Consider the following 22,892-nt stretch of genomic DNA (forward strand, 5'->3'; position numbering starts at 1 on the left):
GGTCACCGTGTCGCGTGACACGTCGTACGCCGGTGTCGGCGCGCGCCGGGTGCGTACCCTGAGGGACGGTCCGGGGGCGCCGCGCGGCGCGCTGCGGGCCGGGACGGACCCTCGAGCACCCCCGGGAGAGACGACGTGAGTGGCAAGCGCAGGGCCGACGGGCCCCCCGTGACACGGGCCCCGAAGCAGAAGGGTGCCCTGAAGCGCCGCGTGCTGAAGACGGTGAAGTGGCTCTCGATCCTCGGGGTCGTGGGCCTGCTGCTGGCCGTCGGCGGCTTCTACTACCTCTACACCGTCACCGACATCCCCGACGCCAACGAGGACTTCGAGGCGCAGACGTCGTTCGTCTACTACGCCGGCGGCACCGAGGAGATCGGCAGCTACGCCACCCAGAACCGCGTGCCGGTCGCCTTCGAGGAGATCCCCCAGGAGCTGCGCGACGCCGTCGTCGCCGCCGAGAACCGCACCTTCTGGACCGACAGCGGCATCGACCCCAAGGGCATCGCGCGGGCGTTCCTCAACAACGCCACCGGCGAGTCGACCCAGGGCGCCTCGACGATCACCCAGCAGTACGTCAAGGTCCTCTACCTCACCCAGGAGCGCTCCTACACCCGCAAGGTGAAGGAGGCGATCCTGTCGCTGAAGGTCGCGCGCCAGCAGAGCAAGACCGAGATCCTCACCAACTACCTCAACACCATCTACTTCGGTCGCGGCGCCTACGGCGTGCAGGCGGCGGCGCAGGCGTACTTCACCAAGGACGTCGGCGACCTGAACCTGCGCGAGTCGGCGGTGCTCGCCTCGGTGCTCAACAACCCGACCAACCTCGACCCCGACAACGGCCGCGACGCCCGGCAGGAGCTCAAGGGCCGCTACGACTACGTGCTCGAGAGCATGGCCGAGCTCGACATGGTCGAGCCCGCCGCCGCCGAGAAGGCGCTCAAGCGGCTCCCGACGTTCCCCGAGATCGACGCCGAGAGCACCTACGGCGGGCAGAAGGGCCACGTGCTGACCCTCGTGCGCAGCGAGCTGCGCCGGCTGGGCTACTCCGACGAGGAGATCGACGGCGGGGGCCTCGAGGTGACCACCACGCTGACCCCGCAGGCGATGAAGGCCGCCGAGGACGGCGTGCTCGCGGCCAAGCCCGAGGGCTTCGGCGACAAGCAGCTGCACATCGCGGTGGCCAGCGTCGAGCCCGGCACGGGGGCGCTGCGCGGCTTCTACGGCGGCCAGGACTACCTGCAGTCGCAGCTGAACTGGGCCGTCGAGGGCGGCATGGTGGGCTCGACCTTCAAGCCGTTCGCCCTGGCCACGGCGATCCAGCAGGGCTACTCCATCCGTGACAGCTTCGAGGGCAACTCCCCCTACGAGTTCCCCGACGGCCTGCAGGTGCGCAACGAGGGCGTGGGTCCCGACGGGCTCGGCAACGACTACGGCTCGAGCGTCGACGGCGTCTACGCCATGGAGCAGTCGATCAACACCGCGTTCGTCGACATGTCGGCGAGCATGGACGACGGCCCGGCCAAGATCTACGAGACGGCCGAGAAGATGGGCGTGCCGCCGCCGGAGGCCGACCAGGAGTACCCCGGCATCCCGCGCACCAGCGTCGACCTGAGCCCCGAGGACACCCTCATCACCCTCGGTCGCGCGCGGATCAGCCCGATCAACATGGCCAACTCCTACGCCACCATCGCCAACGGCGGCGAGCGGGCCGACGTGCACCTGATCGAGAAGGTCGTCAGCCCCACCGGCGACGACTACGAGTGGGACGGCCCCACCCGCCGCGCTCTCGACGAGGACATCGCCGCCGACGTGTCCTACACGATGGAGCAGACCGTGCTCGAGGGCACGGGCGCCACCGCGAGCAACCTGGGCCGACCGGCCGCGGGCAAGACCGGCACGGCGACCAACGACGACGACGAGGTCTCCTCGGCGTGGTTCGTCGGCTTCACCCCGCAGCTGTCGACCGCGGTGATGTACGTGCGCGGCGACGGCGACGACCAGCTCGACGGCTGGCTGCCGTCGTACTTCGGCTCCGACTACCCCACCGACACCTGGCTGGCGGTGATGCAGCCGCTGATGGAGGGCCGCGAGGTCGAGGAGCTGGCCGACCCCGTCTACGTCGACGGCGACGCCCCCGACGGCCAGGAAGACTACGTGCCGCCGAGCACCGAGGCCCCCGAGCCGGCGCCCACGCAGCCCCAGCCGCAGCCGAGCCGGACCCCCTCGGCCCAGCCGACGCCCACCGAGGAGCCGACCCCGACCGAGGAGCCGACGCCCACCGAGGAGCCGACGCCCACCGAGCCGACCGACGACCCGACGATCCTGCCGCCGCCCCCGCCCGAGGAGCCGACGCCCAGCCCGACGCCCTCCCAGGGCGGGAGCCGGGGCGCGAGCCCCTCGCCCGCGGCCGACACGGGTCCCGCGCAGTGGCGTACGACGGCGACGGGGACTCCCGTGACGGCGGCCCGGTCACCCTGGACGACCGGCTGGCTCTGGCCGTGGTGACCCCGCGTGGGTGAGGTCGCCGGCGACGCCGGTGCCGCCGGCGCGAGCCCCGTCGACGGCCACGTCCACCCCACGCGCGACGACGCCGTGGCCCGCGCGCTCAGCGAGGGCCTCGGCGGCCCGGTGGGCGAGCACGCCGGGCGCCACCGGTGGTGGACGCCGGTGCGGGTGCTGCTCGCGCTCACCGCGGTGTGTTTCGCCCTGGGCATGGTGCAGAAGAGCGGGTGCTTCGAGCGGACCTGGCAGGACAACCAGGCCGGCTACGCCCAGATGTGCTACTCCGACCTGCCCTACCTCTACACCGGCCGCGGCCTGGTGGAGCGGGCCTGGCCCTACTCCGACGACCCGGCCGTGCGCGAGCGCTTCCCCGAGGTCATGGAGTACCCCGTGGGGATCTCCTACCTCGCCTACGGCACGAGCCTGCTCACCCAGGCCGTGGTCGGGTGGCCCGACCTCGCGCCCCGTCAGGCGCTCGCGACCGACCAGCTCTTCGTCGACCCCGAGGTCAGCCAGGAGATCCGGTGGTTCATGGTCGTCAGCGCGCTGGTCTTCGCCGCGCTGGCCCTGCTCACGACGTGGTTCGTGGCCGGCACCCACCGGCGCCGCCCCTGGGACGCCGCGATGCTGGCCGCCTCGCCGACCCTGCTGCTGACCGGGCTGATCAACTGGGACCTGCTCGCCGTGGCCCTGACCGCCGGCGCGGTGTGGGCCTGGTCGCGCGACCGGCCCGTGCTCACCGGCGTCATGGTCGGCCTCGGCACGGCGGCCAAGCTCTACCCGCTCTTCCTGCTCGGCGGGGTGCTCGTCGTGTGCCTGCGCCAGCGGCGCTACCGCGAGCTCGCCGTCACCATCGCGGTGGCGGTGGCGGCGTGGCTGGTGGCCAACCTGCCGGCCCTGCTCACCGGGCCCGAGCAGTGGCGGGTCTTCTGGAGCTTCAACTCCGAGCGCGGACCCGACCTGGGCTCGCTGTGGCTGGTGGCGCGCGACGCCCTCGACACCGAGATCACCGCCCACACCGTCAACGTCGGCTCGTGGCTGTTCTTCGGCGCGTGGTGCCTGGGCGTGCTGGTGCTCGGGCTGCGCGCCCCGCAGACCCCGCGGCTGGCCCAGCTCGGCTTCCTCGTCGTGGTCGGCTTCCTGCTGGTCAACAAGGTCTACTCCCCGCAGTACGTGCTGTGGCTGCTCCCGTTGGCGGTGCTGGCCCGCCCGCGCTGGCGCGACCAGGTGGTCTGGCAGGGCGCGGAGATCCTCTACTTCGCCTCGGTGTGGTGGTACCTCGGCGGCTACCTCGCCCCGGGCGGCGGCGGCGACGCCGGCTTCTACTGGGTCGCGATCGTCGTGCGGGTCGCCGGCGAGCTCTACCTCACCGCGCTCGTCGTGCGCGACGTGCTGCGCCCGGAGCGCGACCCCGTGCGGGCCGCGCCCGACCTGGGTCGGGGCTCAGCCGCGCCGGGCCCGCCGCCGGGCGGCGGGGCGGGTCAGGAGACGACGACGCGGTCGAACGACGTGGTGGTGTAGCGCACCCGCACGTCGACCAGCTCGCCCACCTGCGGCACCCGGGCGCCGCCGGGCAGGAACAGCATCGAGGCCTGCATGTGCGGGGGCTCGGCGAAGAGCCGCTGCTTGCCGTCGGTGGAGAAGGGCGAGCGCACGAAGCCGACGGCGTCGAGGCCGCCCCGCGCCAGGGCGCCGGCGCGGGCCTTGATGCTCGAGTCGCCCGTGGGCGCCTCCAGGCCGATGCCGTGGGCGGTGCCGCCGGACACGATGAGCAGGTGGCCGTCCTTGGGCACGGTGCGCGAGCGGTAGCCGAAGGCGTCGCCCCGGCTGACCGGGTGCACGTCCAGCACGGTCGAGGTCACCCGCATCGCCTCGCGCGCGCCCAGCCACAGCGCCGTGCCGATGCGCGGGCGCAGCCGGAAGTCGGGGTACGCCGCGCGCAGCTCGGCCAGCTCGGCGTCGGTCAGGTGGCTGACCCAGATGGTGCGCGCGCCGGGGGTGTCGGGCAGCTCGGCGCCGGCCACGTCGGTCATGAGGCGGTGCACCTCGCCGACGTGGGAGCCCTGCTGCAGCGGCAGGTGGAAGGCGATGCCCTCGAGCCGGGCCCGGGGGTGGGAGCGCAGCTCGGCGGCGACGGCCCACAGGTCGCGTGCGCTCAGGCCGTGGCGCTGCATGCTGGTGAGGCGCTCCAGCACGAAGCGGGCGTCGGGCTGGCGCGCCAGCAGGTCGCGCACGTCCTCGGGGCGGCTCAGGGTGTGCACCAGGCGCCCCGACAGCGCGGGGTCGACCTCCAGCGCCGACTCGAAGGGCCGCCACGGGGTGAGCACCAGCAGGTCGCCGTCGAAGCGACTGGCCAGGTGCGGCAGCTCGTCGTAGGTGCCGACGGCGATGGTGTCGACGCCGTGGCCGCGCTCGTCGAGCCACTGGGACCTGCGCGCCAGGCGGCCCAGCGTGAAGCCGTAGCCGTTGCCCTTGCAGACCGGCACCAGGCCGGGGTGCTTCTCGGCGGTGGCGAGCAGGTGCTGGCGCCAGCGCTCGCCGTCGACGGTCAGGGTGAGGCTCATGTCGTCAGCGCCGCTTCATGTAGAGGTCGAAGGCCTTGTAGAGGACCGTGCTCAGCGGCAGGTCCCACTCGCCGGCGTACTCGACGGCCTCGCCGCCGGTGCCGACCTTGAACTGGATCAGCCCGACGTGGGAGTCGTCGCTGTCGAGGGTGTCGGTGATGCCGCGCAGGTCGTAGACGTCGGCGCCGGCGGCCAGGGCGTCCTGCACCATCGCCCACTGGGCCGCGTTGGAGCCGCGCACCTCGCGCTTCTCGGTGGAGGAGGCGCCGTAGGAGTACCAGCTGTGCGCGCCGACGCGGATCGCGATGGTCGCGGCCACCAGGTCGCCCTCGTGGCGGGCCAGGAAGAGCTTGATCCGGTCGGGGTCCTCGGCGGCGAGGGCCTCGACCATGGTGCGGAAGTAGGACAGGGGTCGCGGGGTGAAGTGGTCGCGCTCCGCGGTGTGGACGTAGAGGGCGTGGAAGGCCTCGAGCTCGGCCAGCGCCTCGGCCGCGCCGGTGGTGGCGGTGACGACCACGCCCTCCTTGGCGGCCTTCTTGATGTTGCGCCGCCACAGCTGGTTCATGCCCTTGAGCACGTCGTCCTCGCTGCGGGGGCTGCCGTCGGCCGTGCGCAGCGGCACCTGGAAGACGTACTGCGGCTGGCCGGCGGCGAAGCCGCCCTCGACCTGCTGCGGCACCCAGCCCAGCTCGCGCAGCTGGGAGACCACGCGCGCGCCGGTGTGGTCGCGCTCGGAGGGCGCGACCTGGCCCAGGGTGCGCACCCCGTCGTCGGCGATGCCGGCCTTGACCTGGGCGGCGCTCCACCGGCGGCAGACCACGGGCGGGCCCATGCGCACACCGAAGGCGCCCTGGCCGCGCAGGTGCTCGGTGAGCGGGTCGAGCCAGGCGCGCAGGTCGTCGCCGGCCCAGTCGATCACGGGCCCCTCGGGCAGGTAGGCGAGGTAGCGCTTGAGCTTGGGCAGCTGGCGGTAGAGCACGAGCGCGGCGCCGACGGGGGCGGCGCCGCCGGGCTCGAAGAAGCCGAGCGACTCGCGGCGCCACTCCGCCTTCACCCGGCCCCACGCGGGGGTCTGCAGGAAGCTGGCGGAGCGCTGCGTGGCCAGGAAGGCCAGGTGCTCCGCGTCGGAGATCGGGCGCACGCTCAGGGCGCTGGCGGTCTTGTCACGGGGCACGGCTGCGAGGCTACCGGTCCTCGCCGGCCGGTCCCGGCACCCCTCCGCGGGCTCCGTGTGGGCCGTGGTGCGGGCCACGGGGCGCCCGTCGTGGTGCGGGCGGTGGTGCGGGTCGTGATGCGGGCCCGGGGCCGGCTCGGGTGCGGGCGGTGGGTGCGGGCGGCTCGGGTGCGGGCCGTGGGTGCGGGCCACGGGTGCGGGCCACGGGTGCGGGCCCGGTCGTGCGGGCGGCGGGTGCGGGACGGGGCCGGCGTACGTCAGAGACGCGCGCGCAGCCAGGCGAAGTCGGCGACGTGGGCCTCGGCGGGGCCGGGGGTCTCGCAGACGACCGGGGCGCCGGCGTCGCGGACCACCGCGGCGAGGAGGTCGGGGTCGATGCGTCCGGCGCCGAAGTTGGCGTGGCGGTCGGCGCCGGAGTCGAAGTCGTCGCGGCTGTCGTTGCAGTGCACGAGGTCGATGCGCCCGGTGATCGCGAGGACGTCGGTGACGACGCTCTCCAACGCGTTGCCGCCGGCGTGGGCGTGGCAGGTGTCGAGGCAGAAGCCGACGCGGTCGGCCTGCTCGGCGCCGGAGATCGCGTCCCAGACCCGGCCGATGCGCTCGAGGTGGCGGGTCATGGCGTTGTCGCCGCCGGCGGTGTTCTCGATCAGCAGCGGGACCTTGAGGTCGGTGGCCTCGACGGCCTTGCGCCAGTTGTCGAAGCCCTTCTCCGGGTCGTCGGCCTTGCCGACGTGCCCGCCGTGCACCACGAGCCCCCGGGCGCCGATCTCCGCGGCGGCGTCGACGTGCTGCTGGAGCAGCTTGCGGCTCGGGATGCGGATGCGGTTGTTGGTCGTGGCCACGTTGATGACGTAGGGCGCGTGCACGTAGAGGTCCACCCCCGCGGCCTCGGCGTCGGCGCGCAGCCCGGCCGCGCCGCCGGCGTAGGCCACCACCGGGCCCTTGTAGCTCTGCGGGTCGCCGAGGAAGAGCTGCACCAGCGGGGCGCCCCGCTCCTGGGCCTCGGTGATCGGGTCGACCTGGTCGACGTGGGCCCCGATCCTGATCCCTGCCTGCGCCGCTGCCTGGGTTGCCTCGCTCATGGCGCCACCCTACGAGCGCCCGCCGACGCCGGGTGTGGCCCGGCGGTGTGGCCCGGGGTGCGGCCGGCGGTGCGGCCCGGGGTGCGGCCCGGGGGTGCGGGGTCGTGGATCGCGCAATTGCGCGGAGCGGGGCGGTGCTGGCTGCGGCCGCGTGGTGCTGGGTCGTGGATCGCGCCATTGCGTGAACCGGGTGGGCGACGGGGTGTGGGGTCGTGGATCGCGCAAGTGCGTGGAGCGGACGGGCTGCCGGGTGTGGCGTTGCGTGGTTCGCGCCGTCGCCGCCCGTCGAGGACCGCCGCAACCACGCAAACCGTCCGCGGGCGCGCCTGACGGGCCCGCTCACCCGGTGCCTGTGGAGGAGCGGTCGCGCGCCGGCGGTTGCGGTGACAGCCTCGGAGGGTCAGGCCGGTCGACCGGGAGGGGGGAGCGTGACCCCGTGGCTTCCCGGTGACCCCGGTGACCCCGGTGACCCCGGCGACCCCGGCGACCCCGGTGTCCCCGGTGCTCCCGTCGCCGCCGGTGCCGCCCGGTGCGGCACGGCACGCCGTGCCGTCGTCGCCGCGGTGCCCGTGCCCGCGGTGCTCGTCGCCACGGTCCTCACTGCCGCGGTGCTCACCGCCGTCGTGCTCCCAGCCGCGGTGGCCGAGGCCCTGAGCCCCGCCGCGGCCGCCGCCTGGTCGCCCGGCTCCGCGTCGGGCGGACCGCTCACCGCGCGAGGGTCGGGCGGCGACGAGGGGCTCCGGCCGGTCGACGGGGCCGCCGGTCACCGGCGGCCACCGGTGCTCACGACCGGGCGCTACCGCGACCGCACGGTGGAGCCGACCTCGCAGAACATCTACTCCGTGCGCCGCGCCCTGCCCGGCTCGACCGTGGTGGTGGGGGCCACCGTCACCCGCGGGCCGGGCGGGCCGGGTGGCAAGGGCGGCCAGGGCGCCGCAGGCGCGGGCGCCCCGGGGCCCGGGCGGCTGACCGTGCTCCTGGGCTACCCCCGCGCCGACGGTGGCGGCTTCGTGCCCTGCGGGCGCTCTGACCGCTCGCCGCTGACCCGCGCGGCGCGGATGCCGCTGTCCACCGACGTCGCCTGGTCGGTCGAGGCCCGCGGCTGCCCGGCCCGGGCCGAGCTCAGGGTCGCGGTCTTCGCCGTGCGGACCTCCGGGGTGCCGGTCGGCAGTGCCTACGAGCTCGACGTGTGGGAGGTCCCCGCCCCGGGTGGGAGGTCGCTGCCGGAGCCGGCCCCGGGCGCCGGGGCGCACCCCGACGCGGGTGTCGCCACCACCACGGTCGCTGCGGCCGCGTCGCCCGCCACGGCACCGGTGCTCGAGCCGGGCGCGAGCGTCCACGTCGCGCTCGATCGCGGGCGGGTCGGCTGGCTCGGCGTACCGGTCGGGGTGGGGGAGGAGCTGGCGGTGCGCGCCGACGTCGACCCCCTGCCCGGCCGGCCGGCCGCGGAGCTGGCGCTGGTCGGCCCCGCCGGAGGGCTGGCCGGCCCGCCCGACGTCGGCTCCCGGGGCCGCGCCGGGCCCGGGCCGCTCGTGCTCGGGGCCGACGGGGCGGTGGTGACCCCCGCCTCCCGGGCCGGCGGCGACCCCGGCGCGGGCGCCGCGTCGGAGCCCGGGGTGCACCTCGTCGCCCTGTGGGTGGCGGGGTCGGGCACGGCCGAGGTCACGGTGACCACCGCGGCGGTGCCGGGCGCGCCACGCACCGGCGCCGGCGCGTCGTACGCCGGTCCGCCGCGGGCCCTGCCGCTCCCCACCGGAGCATCACCCGCGGCGTGGCCCGGCGCGCGCGGCGACGTCGGTGCTTCCGGGCAAGCGGACGCCTCCGGGGAGGCGGCGGCCCGGACCCCCGCGGTCCCGGGCCGCACGGTCGGCGGCGTGGCACTGCTGCTGGGCGCGGTGGTGCTCGGCGGCGCGGGGACGGCCCTGCTGCGCCGGGCCCGGCGTCACTGACCCGAGGCGGAGCCCTCGCCCTCGTCCGAGCCCGCGCCGCACCGCACGTCCTCCTCGGGCCTGGTCCCGCAGGTGCCTTCGCCCGGGCCCTCCCCACGCCCGCGCTCTTCCCCGGGCCCGCGTCGGGGGCGGCCTCCGCCCGCGGAGGTGGGCGAGCGGGGCCCGGTGACGCTCAGCCGGCCAGCAGCCGGACGCCCGCGACGGCGAGGCCGCCGGCGCCACCGAGGCAGCCCGCGCCGGCCAGCCCGAGGGCCCAGCGGTGCGCGCGGCCGGGCGGGCGGTCCCGGGAGGGGTCCGTCACGGCCCGCGCCCCCGGCGGCGCCGGCCAGGGCGGGGGACCGATCCGGTCCACGACCACCGGGGGCCGGGGACCGTCCCTCCACGGGGCGCCCGACGGCACGCCGGCCCGCCGCAGCAGGCCCAGCGCCGCGGCCGCCGAGGCCGGACGTCGTCGGGGGTCGTGCGCGGTCAGGGCGTCGAGCAGCGGCACGAGACGCCCCGGGGGCGGCGTGGGCGGCGGTCCGGAGCGGGTCGGGGCACGCCCGCTGAGCAGCTGGAGGGCGACGACGCCGGCGGCGTAGAGGTCCTGGCCGGGGTCGGGGGGCTCGCCCGCCGCCTGCTCGGGGGCCATGTAGCCGTCGGTGCCGACGGCACCAGGGGTGCGGGTCAGGCGCACGTCCTCGGCGAGCGTGGCCACACCGAAGTCACCCAGGCGCACGTGCGGCCGCGCCGAGCCGGTCGCGTCGAGGAGCAGGTTGGCGGGCTTGACGTCGCGGTGCACCACGCCGGCCGCGTGCACGGCGGCGAGCGCCTGCAGCAGCTGGTCCAGCACGACGGCGACGAAGTCGGCGGGCAGGGGGCCGTGGGTCTCCAGCAGCGACTGCAGCGAGCCCCCGCGCACGAGGTCCATGGCCAGGACCACCAGGTCGTCGTCGGCGGCCCAGCCGTGGGGGGCGATCACGTGGGGGTGGCGCACCCGCACCGACTGCTCGCGCACGAAGCGCAGCAGCAGCGAGGCGTCGTGCTGACCTAGCACCTTCACGGCGACGAAGCGCTCCTGGCGCAGGTCCCACGCCCGCCAGACGCTGCCCATGCCGCCGGCGCCGACCTGGTCGGCGAGCACGTAGCGACCCGCCAGGGGCGGGATCGGCGGCACCGGGCTCACCGGGACGACGCTAGCCACGGCGCCGGCGCGTCGCAGCGGCTCTCCACAGCCCCCCGACCGGGGGCGGGGCGGCCCGGGGGCCACCCCGGGGGCGTCCGGGACGGGGATTGCCGGGCGGCGTCGGGGCGCTGGTAATCTCAGGCGTCCTCGTGCGCGCTCCCCACCGATGGGATCGGGCTCGCGCGGGACACGCTCGATGTCCCCGGTGCGCCGGGGCTCGGGCGACGCACAGCCCTCCTGCCACGGAGAGACCGTGGCCGCCGAGTCCAGAGGAGGTGGAGACCGCTATGCGTGCTTATGAAGTGATGGTCATCCTCGACCCCAGCCTCGAGGAGCGCACGATCGCGCCCTCGCTCGAGAAGTACCTCAACGTCGTCACCAAGGACGGTGGCACCGTCGAGTCGGTCGACGTCTGGGGACGTCGTCGCCTCGCCTACGAGGTGAAGAAGAACGCCGAGGGCATCTACGCGGTGATCTCGCTGAACGCCGAGCCGGCCACGGTCAAGGAGCTCGACCGCCAGCTCACGCTCAACGAGTCCATCCTGCGCACGAAGGTCATCCGCCCCGACGCCAAGTGAGGCGTGGCGGCAGGTCGGGCCCCGAGCCCGTCCCCGCCGCCTGTGGAGGACCTCTGGCCGTTGTCGGCGGCTGCCGCCACCATGGCAGCACCGACATCGGACCCGACTGATGCGCACGCACCACCCGACACCCTGAGGGAGAACCCATGGCCGGCGAGACCATCATCACCGTGGTCGGCAACCTGACCGACGACCCGGAGCTCCGCTTCACCCCGTCCGGGGCCGCGGTCGCCAACTTCACGGTCGCCTCGACTCCGCGCACCTTCAACCGTCAGACCAACGAGTGGGAGGACGGCGAAGCCATGTTCCTCCGGTGCTCGATCTGGCGCCAGGCCGCGGAGAACGTCGCCGAGTCCCTGCAGCGCGGCATGCGTGTCGTGGTGCAGGGCCGCCTCAAGGCCCGCTCCTACGAGACCCGCGAGGGCGAGAAGCGCACCGTCTTCGAGCTCGAGGTCGAAGAGGTCGGTCCGTCGCTGAAGTTCGCCACCGCCAAGGTCACCCGCGCCTCCCGTCAGGGCGGCGGGGGCGGCTACTCCGGCGGCGGCCAGGGAGGCTCGCAGGGCGGGTCCTCCCAGGGCGGCGACGACCCGTGGGCCAGCCCCGCTCCCTCGGGCGGTGCCGGTGGGTCCGGCGGTGGCTACGGCGGCGGCGGTGGCGGCGGGCAGTCCCGTCCCGCCCCTGCGGCCGGCAACGACCCCTGGGCCGCCCCCGGCGTCCAGGACGAGCCCCCGTTCTGACCCGCAGCACCACCTGCACGACCCGCTCCACCGCCGGTCGCTCGACCGGCGTCCTGTCCGTCCACCTCAACCATTCCGACCTGGTAGCCACTCCGGGACGGGCTTCTAGAAAGGAAGCACCACAATGGCCAAGGCAGTGATCCGCAAGCCGAAGAAGAAGGTTTGCCAGTTCTGCAAGGAGAAGGCGACCGGTGTCGACTACAAGGACACCACGCTGCTCCGCAAGTTCATCTCCGACCGCGGCAAGATCCGCGCGCGTCGGGTGACCGGCAACTGCGTCCAGCACCAGCGCGACGTCGCCACCGCGGTCAAGAACGCCCGCGAGGTCGCCCTGCTGCCCTACACGTCCACCGGTCGCTGAGAGGAGCGGAGAAGATGAAGCTCATCCTGACCCAGGAAGTCACCGGTCTCGGTGCCCCCGGCGACATCGTCGAGGTGAAGGACGGCTACGGCCGCAACTACCTCGTCCCGCGCGGCCTCGGCATCCGCTGGACCCGCGGTGCCGAGAAGACCGTCGAGTCGATCAAGGCCGCCCGCGCCTCGCGCGCGGTCCGCGACCACGACCACGCCGCCGAGATCAAGGCCAAGCTCGAGGCCTCGCCCGTCACCGTCAAGGTGCGCGCCGGCGAGGGTGGCCGCATGTTCGGCTCGGTCAGCGTCAGCGAGATCGCCACGGCGGTCACCGACGCGACCGGCGAGGCCGTCGACAAGCGCACCATCGCGGTGACCAACCCGATCCGCTCGCTCGGCGCCCACCAGGTGTCGGTCAAGCTGCACGACGAGGTGTCCGCCACGGTGGCCCTCAACGTCGTCAAGGGCTGATCCCAGCACGACCCCGGGCCGCTCGGCGGCCCGCACGCCGACGGGGCCGTCCCTCCTCCAGGAGGGGCGGCCCCGTCCGGCGTTCCCGGGGCCCTCGGTGTCGGTGGGCCGGTGTCAGTGGGCCAGGATGCCGTCGAGTCGCACGGGCCGACCGTCGCTGGTGACGCGGATGCGGATGGTGCCGGTGCGCAGCGGGCTGTTCTGGTCGCGCACCGTGTAGATGTGCTGGCGGTCCACGGTCGGGGTGGCGAGGTCCACCGGCTGCCACGTCCGGGCCCGGCCGATCTTCACCTCGACGCTGCCCGCACCGGGACCGCTGGGGCCGATGAGCAGCAGCTCGCGCACGTTGCGCCCGTAGTAGCGCAACATCGCGCCCCTCTCCCAGGTCTCCAGGAAGCTACCGCCCAGCGCGTCGGCGGAGCGCAGCGAGCGCCAGGGGCCGCCGTCGGCCGCGGTGAGGTCGGCCGGCACCGCGAAGACCGCAGTGCTGTCCTTGAGGGTGGGGTCGGTGTTGCCGGCCCTGTCGGTGGCACGCACCGTGAGCGTCTTGTCCCCCGGCCCCAGGCCGCGCAGGGTCGTGACGCCCTCCGCGCACGGCACGGCGGCGCCGTCGACGTCGCAGGCGAAGGTCGAGCCGCCCTCGTCGGCGGCCAGTCGCACCTGCGGGCTCAGCGAGTCGGCGATCGGCAGCCGGTAGCCCTCGAGCTGGGGCGGGGAGCTGAGCACGAAGGTGTTGGGTGCGACGGTGTCGACGCGCACCACGCTCACCGCGGCCGACTCGTCGAGGTCGGGCAGGTCGGTCTCGGCGCCCGCGACGAGCAGCCCGGGTGGGGCGGTGGCGTCGATGGCGTCGTCGGCGGTGTCGATCGCGCGCACGCGGAAGGTGTAGGGGGCCGCAGAGCTGTCGTCGAGGTCCTGGTAGGTCTGCGGGCTCCGGCAGGCCTCCCAGCGGTCGTTGGTCGACGCACCGTCGTCGTCGAGCTGGCACTCGAAGGAGATCGGGTCGGTGTCGCCGTCGGTGTGGCGCCCCGAGAAGGTGAAGGTCAGGTCGTCGGTGCGCAGGTAGCCGGCCGCGTTGGGCGGCGGGGTGAGCGCGGTGATCGTGGTCTCCGGCGGCGCGATGTCGTCGCACGGCGGGCCGGTGGGCAGGCCCAGCACGCTGCGCGGTGCCACCTCGGTGGTGCAGGCCTCGGCGGCCTGTGCGATCCCGGCGGGGCCGACCAGGGGGAGCAGCCCGGCGACGAGACCGCCGGCGGCCAGGAGTCCGACGCGGCGGACGCGGGGCGAGGTGGGCATGGCGACTCCTGGGGGCAGCGGGACCGGTGGTGGCTGGACAACGCCCCGGGGCCCGCCCAGGCTACGAAGCCGCGCCGGGAATCCCAGCTGCTCCAGACAACTGCCCGCGGGTGGCCCAGGGGCGCGCGGCGTACCGGAAGCCGAGCCAGACCAGCACGAGCAGCAGCAGCTGCGCGGCGACGTACGCCGGCACCTCGAGCGCGGCGACGCCGGCGCCGAAGACCAGCGGGGGCAGGACGGCGACGACGACGGCGAGCAGCCGCAGGGTGCGCAGCCAGGCCGACGCGCGGGTGTCGCCCGCGGCGCGGGCCCGCTCGGCCAGCTCGTGGCACAGCAGCAGCACGAGCGCGAGCTGGGGCAGGTTGGCGCTCCACAGCAGTGCCGGGTCGCCGTCGGCCAGGCGGGTCGCGACCTCGGGGAACCACACCGCCACCGACACCGCGCCCGCCACGGCCCCCAGCGCCAGCAGCGGGCGGCGACGCGCGACCGGCAGGTCGCGCACGCCGAGCAGCACGAGGACCCACCCGACGGGGTCGGCGAGCAGGTCGTGGCCGCGCACGGGAGCGACGAGCAGGATGATCAGCAGCCCCATCGCGACGGACTGCAGCGGCTTCATGGCCGTGATGGTAGGCCGCGCCCCTGCTGCGGCGGAGGGGCGGTCAGGCGCGGGCCGGCCCGGTGACCATCCACGCGTCGCCGCGGGCACGCGCGACGAGCACCACCAGACGCGCCCCCATGAACACCGCGCTGAACCCCACCCAGAGCAGCACGAGCCCGCCCGTCGGTGCGGCCAGCAGCGCCACCGGGGCGTAGACCAGCAGCGTCGCCACGCCGCCCCAGGCGAGGTAGACGCCGTCGCCGGCACCGATGAGCACGCCGTCGAGCACGAAGACCACCCCGGCGACCGGCTGTCCGAGCGCGGCGACGAGCAGCACCGGCACCAGTCGCTCGGCGACGGCGGGGTCGTCGGTGAAGAGCCGCCCGAGCACGGGGCTGACCGCGGCCAGTCCCAGGCCGGTCACGACACCGGCGCCCACGCCCCACTGCAGCATGCGGCGGGTGGTCGCGCGGGTGCCCGCCAGGTCGCCGGCCCCGAGGGCGCGACCGGTGAGGGCCTGGGCGGCGATGGCGATGGCGTCGAGCACGAAGGCCAGGAAGGTCCACAGGGTCATGGCCAGCTGATGGGTGGCGAGGTCGACGTCCTGGGCGCCGCCCACGACGCCGAGCGTCACGGCGTAGGTGGTCACGAGCAGCGCCGCCCGCAGGGTGAGGGTGCGCACCACCAGCGGAACGCCGGCGCGGCCGGCCGCTCGGATGCCGGGGAGGTCGGGCCGCAGGGGGGCGCCCTCGCGTCGCGCGGCGCGCACGACGACGGCGAGCAGCGCCGCGGCGGAGGCGACCTGGGCCAGCACCGAGCCGATCGCGGAGCCGGCGATGCCGAGGTCGAGGCCGTAGACGAGCAGCACGTTGAGCACGACGTTGAGCAGGTTGCCGGCGACGGCGACGACCAGGGGGGTGCGGGTGTCCTGGAGGCCCCGCAGGATGCCGGTCGTGGCCAGCATGACCAGCAGGGGAGTGGTGCCGAGGAAGGCCAGGCGCAGGTAGGTCTCGGCCTGCGCCGCGACCTCGGGTCCGGTGCCGAAGGCGGCCACCAGCGGCGTGGTGCCCAGGACGCCGCCGACGGTCACCACGGCGCCGATGACCACGGCCAGCCACACCCCGTCGACGCCCTGCGCCATCGCCCGCCGCGTGTCGCCGGCGCCGAGGTGGCGCGCGACGGCCGCCGTGGTGCCGTAGGCGAGGAAGACGCACAGGCCGACGGCCGTCTGGAGGACCACGGCGGCGATGCCGAGACCGGCCAGCTCCGGGGTGCCGAGGTGGCCCACGATGGCAGCGTCGGTGAGCAGGAAGAGCGGCTCGGCCACGAGGGCCAGGAACGCCGGCACGGCCAGGCGCAGGATCTCCCTGTCCTCGGCCCGCCGCACGGGTCGCAGTGTAGTCACGTAAGGGGCTCCTGGCCGTTCCGGTCCTGACCGTCGTAGTCCGTGGCGACCAGTGGATAACTCGGGCCTGCCTGTGCATATCGCACGGGCACGGTGCTTTGTCGACAAACACCCAGGCATCCGCCCGGTAGCCGGGGTGTGAACGCCCACGGCGTGAAAATACTTTGGTTCCACATGGCCTCAGCACTGTTTGCGCAGGTCAGCGCGGTGCGGTCGAGGAAAGTCGGTTTGTTGTCCACAGGGTTGTCCCCAGGCGGTGCACAACGCCACGCGTGTCGTCCACGGGTCACCCCGAGTTATCCCCAGGGCCTGTGGACAAGGTGGTGTCGCCGACCCCCTCCGACCACGTACGGTCCGACGACTGTCGGTGGAGGTCCCTACCGTCGGCAGCGGCCGGGCACCCCCGGCGCGACCCGGTGACGGGGTCGCCGACGCACGGTCCGGGGTCGGGACGAGGAGGAGCCACAGCATGAGCGTCACCGAGCAGGCCGGTCACTCCGGGGGCTCCGCTCCCCTCGACGAGCCGCCCTTCGAGGACTGGGGCGACGGCCCGGTCTCCTACGCGCCGGGCGAGCGACCGACCACCCCCGGCGCGCGCACGCCCCCGCAGGACATGGCCGCCGAGCAGTCGGTGCTCGGCTCGATGCTGATCTCCAAGGACGCCATCGCCGAGGTCTCCGAGGTGCTGCGCGGCGTCGACTACTACCGCCCCAGCCACGAGACGATCCACGACGCGATCATCGACCTCTACGGCCGCTCCGAGCCGGTCGACATGATCACCGTGGCCAACGAGCTCCAGCGCCGCGGCGAGCTGCAGAAGATCGGCGGAGCGCCCTACCTCCACACGCTCTCGGCCAACGTGCCGATCGCGGCCAACGCGGGGTGGTACGCCCAGATCGTCCACGAGAAGGCCGTCCTGCGCCGCCTCGTCGACGCGGGCACCAAGATCGTCCAGATCGGCTACGCCGGCGAGGGCGACGTCGACGACATCGTCGACCAGGCCCAGGCCGAGGTCTACAAGATCGCCGACAAGCGCAGCACCGAGGACTACGCGCCGCTCTCCGACATCATGGACGGCGTCCTCGACGAGATCGAGGCCATCGGCAACCGGGAGAACGGGCTCTACGGCGTGCCCACCGGCTTCGCCGACCTCGACGACCTGACCAACGGTCTCCACTCGGGCCAGATGATCATCGTCGCGGCCCGACCCGCCATGGGGAAGTCGACCCTCGCCCTCGACTTCTGCCGCTCCGCCTCGATCCACAACAACCTCTCCAGCGTCTTCTTCAGCCTCGAGATGACGCGCTCGGAGATCACGATGCGCCTGCTCTCGGCCGAGGCGAAGGTGCCGCTCAACCACATCCGCAACGGCAACATGAACGACGACGACTGGACCAAGCTTGCCCGCAAGATGGGCGAGGTCTCCTCGGCGCCGATGTTCATCGACGACTCGCCCAACATGACGATGATGGAGATCCGGGCCAAGGCGCGCCGGCTCAAGCAGCGCCACGACCTCAAGCTCATCGTCATCGACTACCTGCAGCTGATGAGCTCGGGCAAGAAGGTCGAGTCGCGCCAGCTGGAGGTCTCGGAGTTCTCCCGCCAGATCAAGCTGCTGGCCAAGGAGCTCGAGCTGCCGATCATCGCGCTCTCCCAGCTCAACCGTGGCCCCGAGCAGCGCGGCGACAAGCGCCCGATGATGAGCGACCTGCGCGAGTCGGGCTCGATCGAGCAGGACGCCGACATGGTCATCCTGCTCCACCGCGACGACGTCTACGAGAAGGAGTCGACCCGCCCCGGTGAGGCCGACCTCATCGTGGCCAAGCACCGCAACGGCGCGACCCGCGACATCACCGTGGCCTTCCAGGGCCACTACAGCCGCTTCGTCGACATGGCCCACTGACCCGTGCTGGGGATGCGCTTTATCTGCTCAGTCCGCATCTAATCTGCCTACTTGCGCAGTCTGGCGCGCTTGGGTCACCCAATCTGCGCATACGCCGCGGAGGCAGCGACCATGGTGCCGCGGCTACAACGGGCACTCGATTCGCACCTGCTCGAAAGGCATTCGCGTTGCCTTCTCACAGGTTCATAGGTCATCGGCACCCGCGACGACCGCTCGTGGCAGGCGCGGGGCGCCGACATGGCGGCAGACTCCCGTCCGATGCATACCGTTCTGGCGTTCTGCGCTGGCATTTCCGGGGGACGCCGATGGAGTTCATGGCACGGTCCCTCCGCCGGGATTTCAGGGTAAGAAGCACTTGTGGTGCCTGTGGCTCCCCGCCGCAGTTACGCTCAAGAGGTGCGGGATGACGATGTCTCAACCGCGGGTATGCATCCGATGTACGCCGCCATCGGCCCCTTCTACGACTCCGACGGGGCTCGCGCTCAGCTCGATGGACTAGACGAGCTGGGACTTGAAGCTCAGCGCAAGTCCGGGGCGGTGCTCGCCATGCAGGCCGGGGACGATAGCTGGCTCTATCCGGCGTGGCAGTTCACCGGGAGTGGCACGGTGCACCCTGCGCTTGTGCCGGTCTTAGAGGTCCTGCGTGTCCTGGATCCGTGGGCGGCGGGCGTCTGGTTGATCAATCCGCATCCGGACCTCGACGGAAAGAGCCCCCGCGAGGCGCTAAGGAAGAGTGTCGCGCCGTCCGTGATCGTGCGGCTGGCTCGCCATGACGTCCACACGCTCACCAGCTGAACGCCGCCCACCCCGCCAGCCGACGCTCAAACCCGTCCCTGCCTAGGGTCAGTCCCTTGGGCCGCCACAGTCACCGCGGAGCTGCGGTCTTGACAAGCGTGAAAGACAACGACTGAACAGCCTCCCAGCCCCCTCCACGAGGCGCAGCCCTATCCTCGTCTGGCGCACGACTCTCTGACGCATGTCCAACCTGTTGTCGGCAGTAGAAGGCAGGATTGGCTAGGTGGGCCTTCATGCGAAGCCCGGCCACCACAATGTGCGCAGGGAGCACCAGGACTCGGTTGCGGCCGACCAGAAGTTGGAGTTTGAAGGGTGACGCTGACCGAGGAGATCATCGAGGTGCTGGTGGTGAAGCCGCGGAATCGTGTCAAGGCCTATGGGGAGGTCTTCACGCCGCGTCACATGGTCGACCGGATGCTCGACCTGGTGCGAGCCGAGTTGGAGGCTGCCCCGAATTTCGTCGACAAGACGTTCCTCGAGCCCGCCGCGGGGGACGGCAACTTCCTCGTCGCAATCCTCCACCGCAAGCTCCGGGCGCTGACGGTCCACTACCCGCCCGAGGCTTGGCCCACCGAGTCTCTCTTCGCGCTCGCCTCGATCTACGGCGTCGAGCTGCTCGAGGACAACCACGCGGACGCGCGCAACGCCATGCTCGAAGAGTTCGAGAGCTTTCATGCGGGCCATGAAATCCCCTGTGACCTGAGCACGGACTTGATGCGGGCCGCGACCTTCCTAGTCGAGACGAACATCGTTCGTGGGAACATGCTCAGCGGCTTTCTGGTCGACGAGGACGGCTCCGAGGCCGGTCAGGCGCTCATCACGTTCTCGTGGTGGAACCGCGTGGACGGCAAGCCTGGCATGGTCCAGCGTGAGACGTTCACCCTTGAGTCTCTCCGCAAGCAGGCGCAGGGCCGAGAGGACCTTTTCGACCTGTTCAACGTGGGCCAGGAGAACCCGTACTTGTCATGCCCGATTGATCAGGTGCACAAGGAGACAACCCGCTGATGGGGAGCCCCGACATCCAGACTTTCCGCGAGGTCGTCCCGTACATCTATTCGTGGAAGACGCCTGACATCCCGAAGTACGACGGTTGGGAGAAGATCGGGTACACCGAGCAGAACTCTTCCGAGACGCGCATTGCCCAGCAAGCGAGCCAGCTATCGGTCGAGAAGGTTCAAGTCTGGTCGTATCGAGCCACGTTCATCACCGAGGATGGCGGACGATTCACCGACACCGACTTCCACGCGTTTCTCAAGCAGCAGGGCGTGGAGCGCGAGGCGCCGCCGAAATACAAGAAGCGCACCGAATGGCACCGCTTCTCCGCCGCACCTCGCACGTCGCGTGACTACATCCTCGACTTCATCAGCAAGAACTTCGCCACGCCCCGGCTTGTCGCTGAAGAGGACTACACGCTCCGGCCCGAGCAGGAAGCAGCGGTGGCGCAGGCGGTCGCTGCGCTGGGAGCGGGCGAAGGCGAGGTGCTCTGGAACGCCAAGCCCCGGTTCGGAAAGACGCTGACGACGTACCACCTCATGCGAACGATGGACGTCCGCAGGGCGCTCATCGTCACGAACCGGCCGGCGATCGCCAACTCCTGGTACGACGACTTCCAGCGGTTCATCGGCCACCAGACGACCTACCAGTTCGTTTCCGAGTCCCCGTCTCTATCTGAGCGCTCCCCGATGTCACGTGAACAGTGGCGCGCATACTCCACGCAGCACATCGACGAGGACCCGCGGATCATCGAGTTCGTGTCGTTGCAGGACCTCAAGGGGTCGCAGTACTTCGGCGGCAGCTACGCCAAGCTCAAGCACATCGCTGAGATGGATTGGGATCTGCTGGTCATCGACGAGGCCCACGAGGGCGTCGATACGACGAAGACAGACATCGCGGTCGACCAGATCAAGCGCACCCACACCTTGCACCTGTCGGGCACGCCGTTCAAGGCGCTCGCCTCCGGACGGTTCAGCCAGGATCAGATCTTCAACTGGACCTACGAGGACGAGCAGAACGCTTGCCAAGCGTGGTCAGACGGCTCGCAGGACAACCCGTATGCCCAGCTCCCGACGCTCAATCTCCTCACGTACCAGCTGTCGCGCATGGTCGCCGACCGCCTCGCCGAGGGCGTCGCCGTCGACGAAGACGAGGTTAGCGTCGACTACACCTTCGACCTGGCCGAGTTCTTTCGCACCAAGGACAACGGCTTCTTCGAGTACGAAGGGGAGGTCCTCAAGTTCCTCGATACGTTGACGACCAACGACAAGTACCCGTTCTCGACCCCCGAGCTACGCGACGAGGTCCGGCACTCGTTCTGGCTCCTCAACCGTGTCTCCTCGGCGAAAGCGCTCGAACGCCTGCTGAAGAAGCACGAGGTCTTCAAGGACTACACGATCGTCCTGGCCGCGGGCGACGGTCGCTCTAGCGGCGACGAGAGTCTCGACGAGACCAGCGACGATGCGGCAGCCACGGGCAAGTCCCTCGGCAAGGTCAGGGAAGCCATCAAGAACGCCGAGGCGGTCGGCGGCAAGACGATCACACTGTCGGTCGGTCAGCTCACCACCGGCGTCACGGTCCCGGAGTGGACCGCAGTCATTATGCTGTCCAACATCTCCTCGCCAGCGCTCTACATGCAGGCGGCGTTCCGCGCGCAGAACCCTCACACGTTCGTCCGCAACGACAACAGGGTGCTCCAGAAGAAGAACGCGTACATCTTCGACTTCGCCCCCGAGCGCACATTGACCATCTTCGACGCGTTCGCCAACAACCTCGCCCTACACCCGCCCATCGACACCGGCGAACGGCAAGAGAACATCCGGCGGCTGCTGAACTTCTTCCCCGTCCTCGGCGAAGACTCCGAGGGCCGGATGATCGAGCTCGACGCTTCCCAGGTGCTCACCTTCCCGCAGGTCTTCAAGGCACGAGAGGTCGTGCGACGCGGATTCCTCTCCAACCTCCTGTTCGCGAACGTCGCCGGCATCTTCCGCTACAGCGAGCACGTCAAGGAGATCCTCGACAAGCTACCCACTGCCAAGCAGGGCAAGGTCACGACCGGGCAGTCGCTGGAGCTGCCCTACCCGCCGCCCGCCACCGACAAGGACGGGAACGTCAAGATCGACGTCGAGACCGTCATCAACCCGATGGTCGCTGAGCTCGGCAAGCCCATCTGGTCGGTCGAGTCGATCCCGCCCATCGACGGGAGCACCCCCGGGCAAACGGCGGCAATCAAGATCGCCGAGGCCGTCACCGAGCAGGCGCGCACCAAACGCACCGAGCTCCAGGAGTCCTACGGGCTCACCTCAAAGCAGGTCGAGCGCGACACCAAAGCGACCGAGGTCAAGGTGAAGGCCGAGGTCGAGCGCGCCTATGCCGAGCACAAGATCGCCCAGCAACACCTCGAAGACGAGGCCGAGAAGGCGGCTACGGAGGCCGAGGCGCAAGCGGTGGCGACTAAGCGTGCCGCGGCCCACCAAGCGTTCCAGGCGAACATCCTGAGCATCGTCGAGGAGACGATGGACAAGATCGTCCCCGAGGTCGTGACCCGCGAGGAGACTAAGAAGGTCCAGAAGCAGGCCGACAAGTCGATGGACGACGCCCGAAGCCACCTTCGCGGCTTCGCTCGCACCATTCCGATGTTCCTCATGGCCTACGGCGACCGAGACATCCGGCTCGCGAACTTCGACGACTACACCCCCGACGACGTGTTCGAGGAGATCACCGGGATCACGGAGGCCGAGTTCCGCCTCCTGCGCGACGGTCAGGATGTCGCCGAGGCGGATGGCAGCGTTATCACGATTCCCGGCCTCTTCGACGAGGCCGTCTTCGACCAGGCCATCCAGGAGTTCCTCGACAAGAAGGCTGAGCTCGCTGACTACTTCGATGACGCACTGACCGAGGACATCTTCGCCTACATCCCCCAGCAGAAGACGTCCCTGGTGTTCACACCGAAGGCCGTCGTCAACAAGATGGTCGACATCCTTGAGGCCGAGAACCCGGGTATCTTCACCGACCCGACAAAGACCTTCGCCGACCTGTTCTCAACGGCCGGACTCTTCCTCATGGAGCTCGTCCGCCGCCTCGATGCGGGCCTCGCCCAAGCGATCCCCGACCAAAACGAACGCCTGCGCCACATCCTCAGCTCGCAGATCTACGAGATGAGCCACAACGAGATTCTGCACCGCATCACTATCGAAGCCGTCTCAGGCGGCGTCGAAGAACGCAAGGCCTGGATCGAGAACTCAGGGCACTTCCGGGTCGACAACCTCGCCAACATGACGCCCGAACAACGCGCCAAGACGATCGCCGAAATGCTGGGAGACGACTGA

At 71.9% G+C, this 22,892-nt stretch carries 18 protein-coding genes; 11 read left to right on the top strand and 7 right to left on the bottom strand.

All coding sequences use genetic code 11. From position 1 onward, the window contains the following. Nucleotides 1-168 precede the first annotated feature (168 nt). Nucleotides 169-2,505 carry a transglycosylase domain-containing protein gene (locus IR170_RS06550; RefSeq protein ID WP_319804934.1) on the top strand — a complete coding sequence of 779 codons (2,337 nt, stop codon included), beginning with the start codon at nt 169-171 and terminating at the stop codon, nt 2,503-2,505. 6 nt (nt 2,506-2,511) lie between these two features. Next, entirely contained in the window at nt 2,512-4,023 is a 1,512-nt protein-coding gene (locus IR170_RS06555) for a glycosyltransferase family 87 protein (RefSeq protein WP_193661726.1), read from the top strand. Here the strand turns inward: IR170_RS06555 and IR170_RS06560 are convergent. From IR170_RS06560 to IR170_RS06570, 3 genes are all read right to left on the bottom strand, one after another. Then, nucleotides 3,984-5,066: an alanine racemase gene (locus IR170_RS06560; protein WP_193661727.1), complete on the bottom strand. Its 1,083-nt coding sequence runs from the start codon at nt 5,064-5,066 to the stop codon at nt 3,984-3,986. The genes IR170_RS06555 and IR170_RS06560 overlap by 40 nt on opposite strands. A gap of 4 nt (nt 5,067-5,070) precedes the next feature. Continuing rightward, on the bottom strand, nt 5,071-6,240 hold the full coding sequence (locus IR170_RS06565; RefSeq protein ID WP_319804935.1) for a lipid II:glycine glycyltransferase FemX: 1,170 nt from the start codon (nt 6,238-6,240) through the stop codon (nt 5,071-5,073). Between the two features lie 257 nt (nt 6,241-6,497). After that, a complete protein-coding gene (locus IR170_RS06570; RefSeq protein WP_193661728.1) occupies nt 6,498-7,322 on the bottom strand; it encodes a deoxyribonuclease IV in 825 nt (274 codons plus the stop codon). Nucleotides 7,323-7,750: 428 nt separating this feature from the next. Between IR170_RS06570 and IR170_RS06575 the strand changes: the two genes are divergently transcribed. Next, nucleotides 7,751-9,271: a hypothetical protein gene (locus tag IR170_RS06575; protein ID WP_193661729.1), complete on the top strand. Its 1,521-nt coding sequence runs from the start codon at nt 7,751-7,753 to the stop codon at nt 9,269-9,271. A gap of 172 nt (nt 9,272-9,443) precedes the next feature. Here IR170_RS06575 and IR170_RS06580 read toward each other — a convergent pair whose 3' ends face one another. Beyond that, nucleotides 9,444-10,436: a serine/threonine-protein kinase gene (locus IR170_RS06580; RefSeq protein ID WP_319804936.1), complete on the bottom strand. Its 993-nt coding sequence runs from the start codon at nt 10,434-10,436 to the stop codon at nt 9,444-9,446. 287 nt (nt 10,437-10,723) lie between these two features. Here IR170_RS06580 and rpsF point away from each other — a divergent pair, with 287 nt between their 5' ends. The 4 genes from rpsF (at nt 10,724) to rplI (ending at nt 12,573) form a co-directional block, all read left to right on the top strand. After that, entirely contained in the window at nt 10,724-11,014 is a 291-nt protein-coding gene (gene rpsF, locus IR170_RS06585) for a 30S ribosomal protein S6 (RefSeq protein ID WP_082500432.1), read from the top strand. Nucleotides 11,015-11,160: 146 nt separating this feature from the next. Beyond that, nucleotides 11,161-11,751: a single-stranded DNA-binding protein gene (locus tag IR170_RS06590; RefSeq protein WP_056865084.1), complete on the top strand. Its 591-nt coding sequence runs from the start codon at nt 11,161-11,163 to the stop codon at nt 11,749-11,751. Nucleotides 11,752-11,875: 124 nt separating this feature from the next. Next, nucleotides 11,876-12,112 carry a 30S ribosomal protein S18 gene (gene rpsR, locus IR170_RS06595; RefSeq protein ID WP_056865083.1) on the top strand — a complete coding sequence of 79 codons (237 nt, stop codon included), beginning with the start codon at nt 11,876-11,878 and terminating at the stop codon, nt 12,110-12,112. A gap of 14 nt (nt 12,113-12,126) precedes the next feature. After that, complete coding sequence (gene rplI, locus IR170_RS06600; RefSeq protein ID WP_193661730.1) at nt 12,127-12,573, top strand: 50S ribosomal protein L9; 447 nt, start codon at nt 12,127-12,129, stop codon at nt 12,571-12,573. Between the two features lie 114 nt (nt 12,574-12,687). Here rplI and IR170_RS06605 read toward each other — a convergent pair whose 3' ends face one another. The 3 genes from IR170_RS06605 to IR170_RS06615 form a co-directional block, all read right to left on the bottom strand. Then, complete coding sequence (locus tag IR170_RS06605; protein ID WP_193661731.1) at nt 12,688-13,869, bottom strand: hypothetical protein; 1,182 nt, start codon at nt 13,867-13,869, stop codon at nt 12,688-12,690. A 61-nt stretch (nt 13,870-13,930) separates the two neighbouring features. Then, a complete protein-coding gene (locus IR170_RS06610; RefSeq protein ID WP_193661732.1) occupies nt 13,931-14,485 on the bottom strand; it encodes a hypothetical protein in 555 nt (184 codons plus the stop codon). A gap of 43 nt (nt 14,486-14,528) precedes the next feature. Further along, the gene (locus tag IR170_RS06615; protein WP_235557708.1) at nt 14,529-15,854 is read right to left on the bottom strand and encodes an MATE family efflux transporter; all 1,326 of its coding nucleotides are present in this window, start codon (nt 15,852-15,854) and stop codon (nt 14,529-14,531) included. 487 nt (nt 15,855-16,341) lie between these two features. Between IR170_RS06615 and dnaB the strand changes: the two genes are divergently transcribed. The 4 genes from dnaB (at nt 16,342) to IR170_RS06635 (ending at nt 22,892) form a co-directional block, all read left to right on the top strand. Beyond that, nucleotides 16,342-17,775: a replicative DNA helicase gene (gene dnaB, locus IR170_RS06620; RefSeq protein WP_056865078.1), complete on the top strand. Its 1,434-nt coding sequence runs from the start codon at nt 16,342-16,344 to the stop codon at nt 17,773-17,775. A gap of 396 nt (nt 17,776-18,171) precedes the next feature. Further along, the gene (locus IR170_RS06625) at nt 18,172-18,570 is read left to right on the top strand and encodes a hypothetical protein (RefSeq protein WP_193661733.1); all 399 of its coding nucleotides are present in this window, start codon (nt 18,172-18,174) and stop codon (nt 18,568-18,570) included. A gap of 312 nt (nt 18,571-18,882) precedes the next feature. Next, nucleotides 18,883-19,575: a DNA methyltransferase family protein gene (locus tag IR170_RS06630; RefSeq protein WP_193661734.1), complete on the top strand. Its 693-nt coding sequence runs from the start codon at nt 18,883-18,885 to the stop codon at nt 19,573-19,575. Then, nucleotides 19,575-22,892, top strand: coding sequence for a DEAD/DEAH box helicase (locus IR170_RS06635; RefSeq protein ID WP_193661735.1), 3,318 nt, complete (start codon nt 19,575-19,577; stop codon nt 22,890-22,892). Before IR170_RS06630 ends, IR170_RS06635 begins: the two co-directional genes overlap by 1 nt.

It is taken from the genome of Nocardioides kribbensis (assembly GCF_015070375.1).
Classification (GTDB): Bacteria; Actinomycetota; Actinomycetes; order Propionibacteriales; family Nocardioidaceae; genus Nocardioides; species Nocardioides kribbensis.

What these genes read in the sequence shown, in the direction of transcription:
- IR170_RS06560 (WP_193661727.1), bottom strand. Translation starts at nt 5,066, where the DNA reads ATGAGCCTCACCCTGACCGTCGACGGCGAGCGCTGGCGCCAGCACCTG.
- IR170_RS06570 (WP_193661728.1), bottom strand. Translation starts at nt 7,322, where the DNA reads ATGAGCGAGGCAACCCAGGCAGCGGCGCAGGCAGGGATCAGGATCGGG.
- rpsF (WP_082500432.1), top strand. Translation starts at nt 10,724, where the DNA reads ATGCGTGCTTATGAAGTGATGGTCATCCTCGACCCCAGCCTCGAGGAG.
- IR170_RS06590 (WP_056865084.1), top strand. Translation starts at nt 11,161, where the DNA reads ATGGCCGGCGAGACCATCATCACCGTGGTCGGCAACCTGACCGACGAC.
- rpsR (WP_056865083.1), top strand. Translation starts at nt 11,876, where the DNA reads ATGGCCAAGGCAGTGATCCGCAAGCCGAAGAAGAAGGTTTGCCAGTTC.
- rplI (WP_193661730.1), top strand. Translation starts at nt 12,127, where the DNA reads ATGAAGCTCATCCTGACCCAGGAAGTCACCGGTCTCGGTGCCCCCGGC.
- IR170_RS06605 (WP_193661731.1), bottom strand. Translation starts at nt 13,869, where the DNA reads ATGCCCACCTCGCCCCGCGTCCGCCGCGTCGGACTCCTGGCCGCCGGC.
- IR170_RS06610 (WP_193661732.1), bottom strand. Translation starts at nt 14,485, where the DNA reads ATGAAGCCGCTGCAGTCCGTCGCGATGGGGCTGCTGATCATCCTGCTC.
- dnaB (WP_056865078.1), top strand. Translation starts at nt 16,342, where the DNA reads ATGAGCGTCACCGAGCAGGCCGGTCACTCCGGGGGCTCCGCTCCCCTC.
- IR170_RS06635 (WP_193661735.1), top strand. Translation starts at nt 19,575, where the DNA reads ATGGGGAGCCCCGACATCCAGACTTTCCGCGAGGTCGTCCCGTACATC.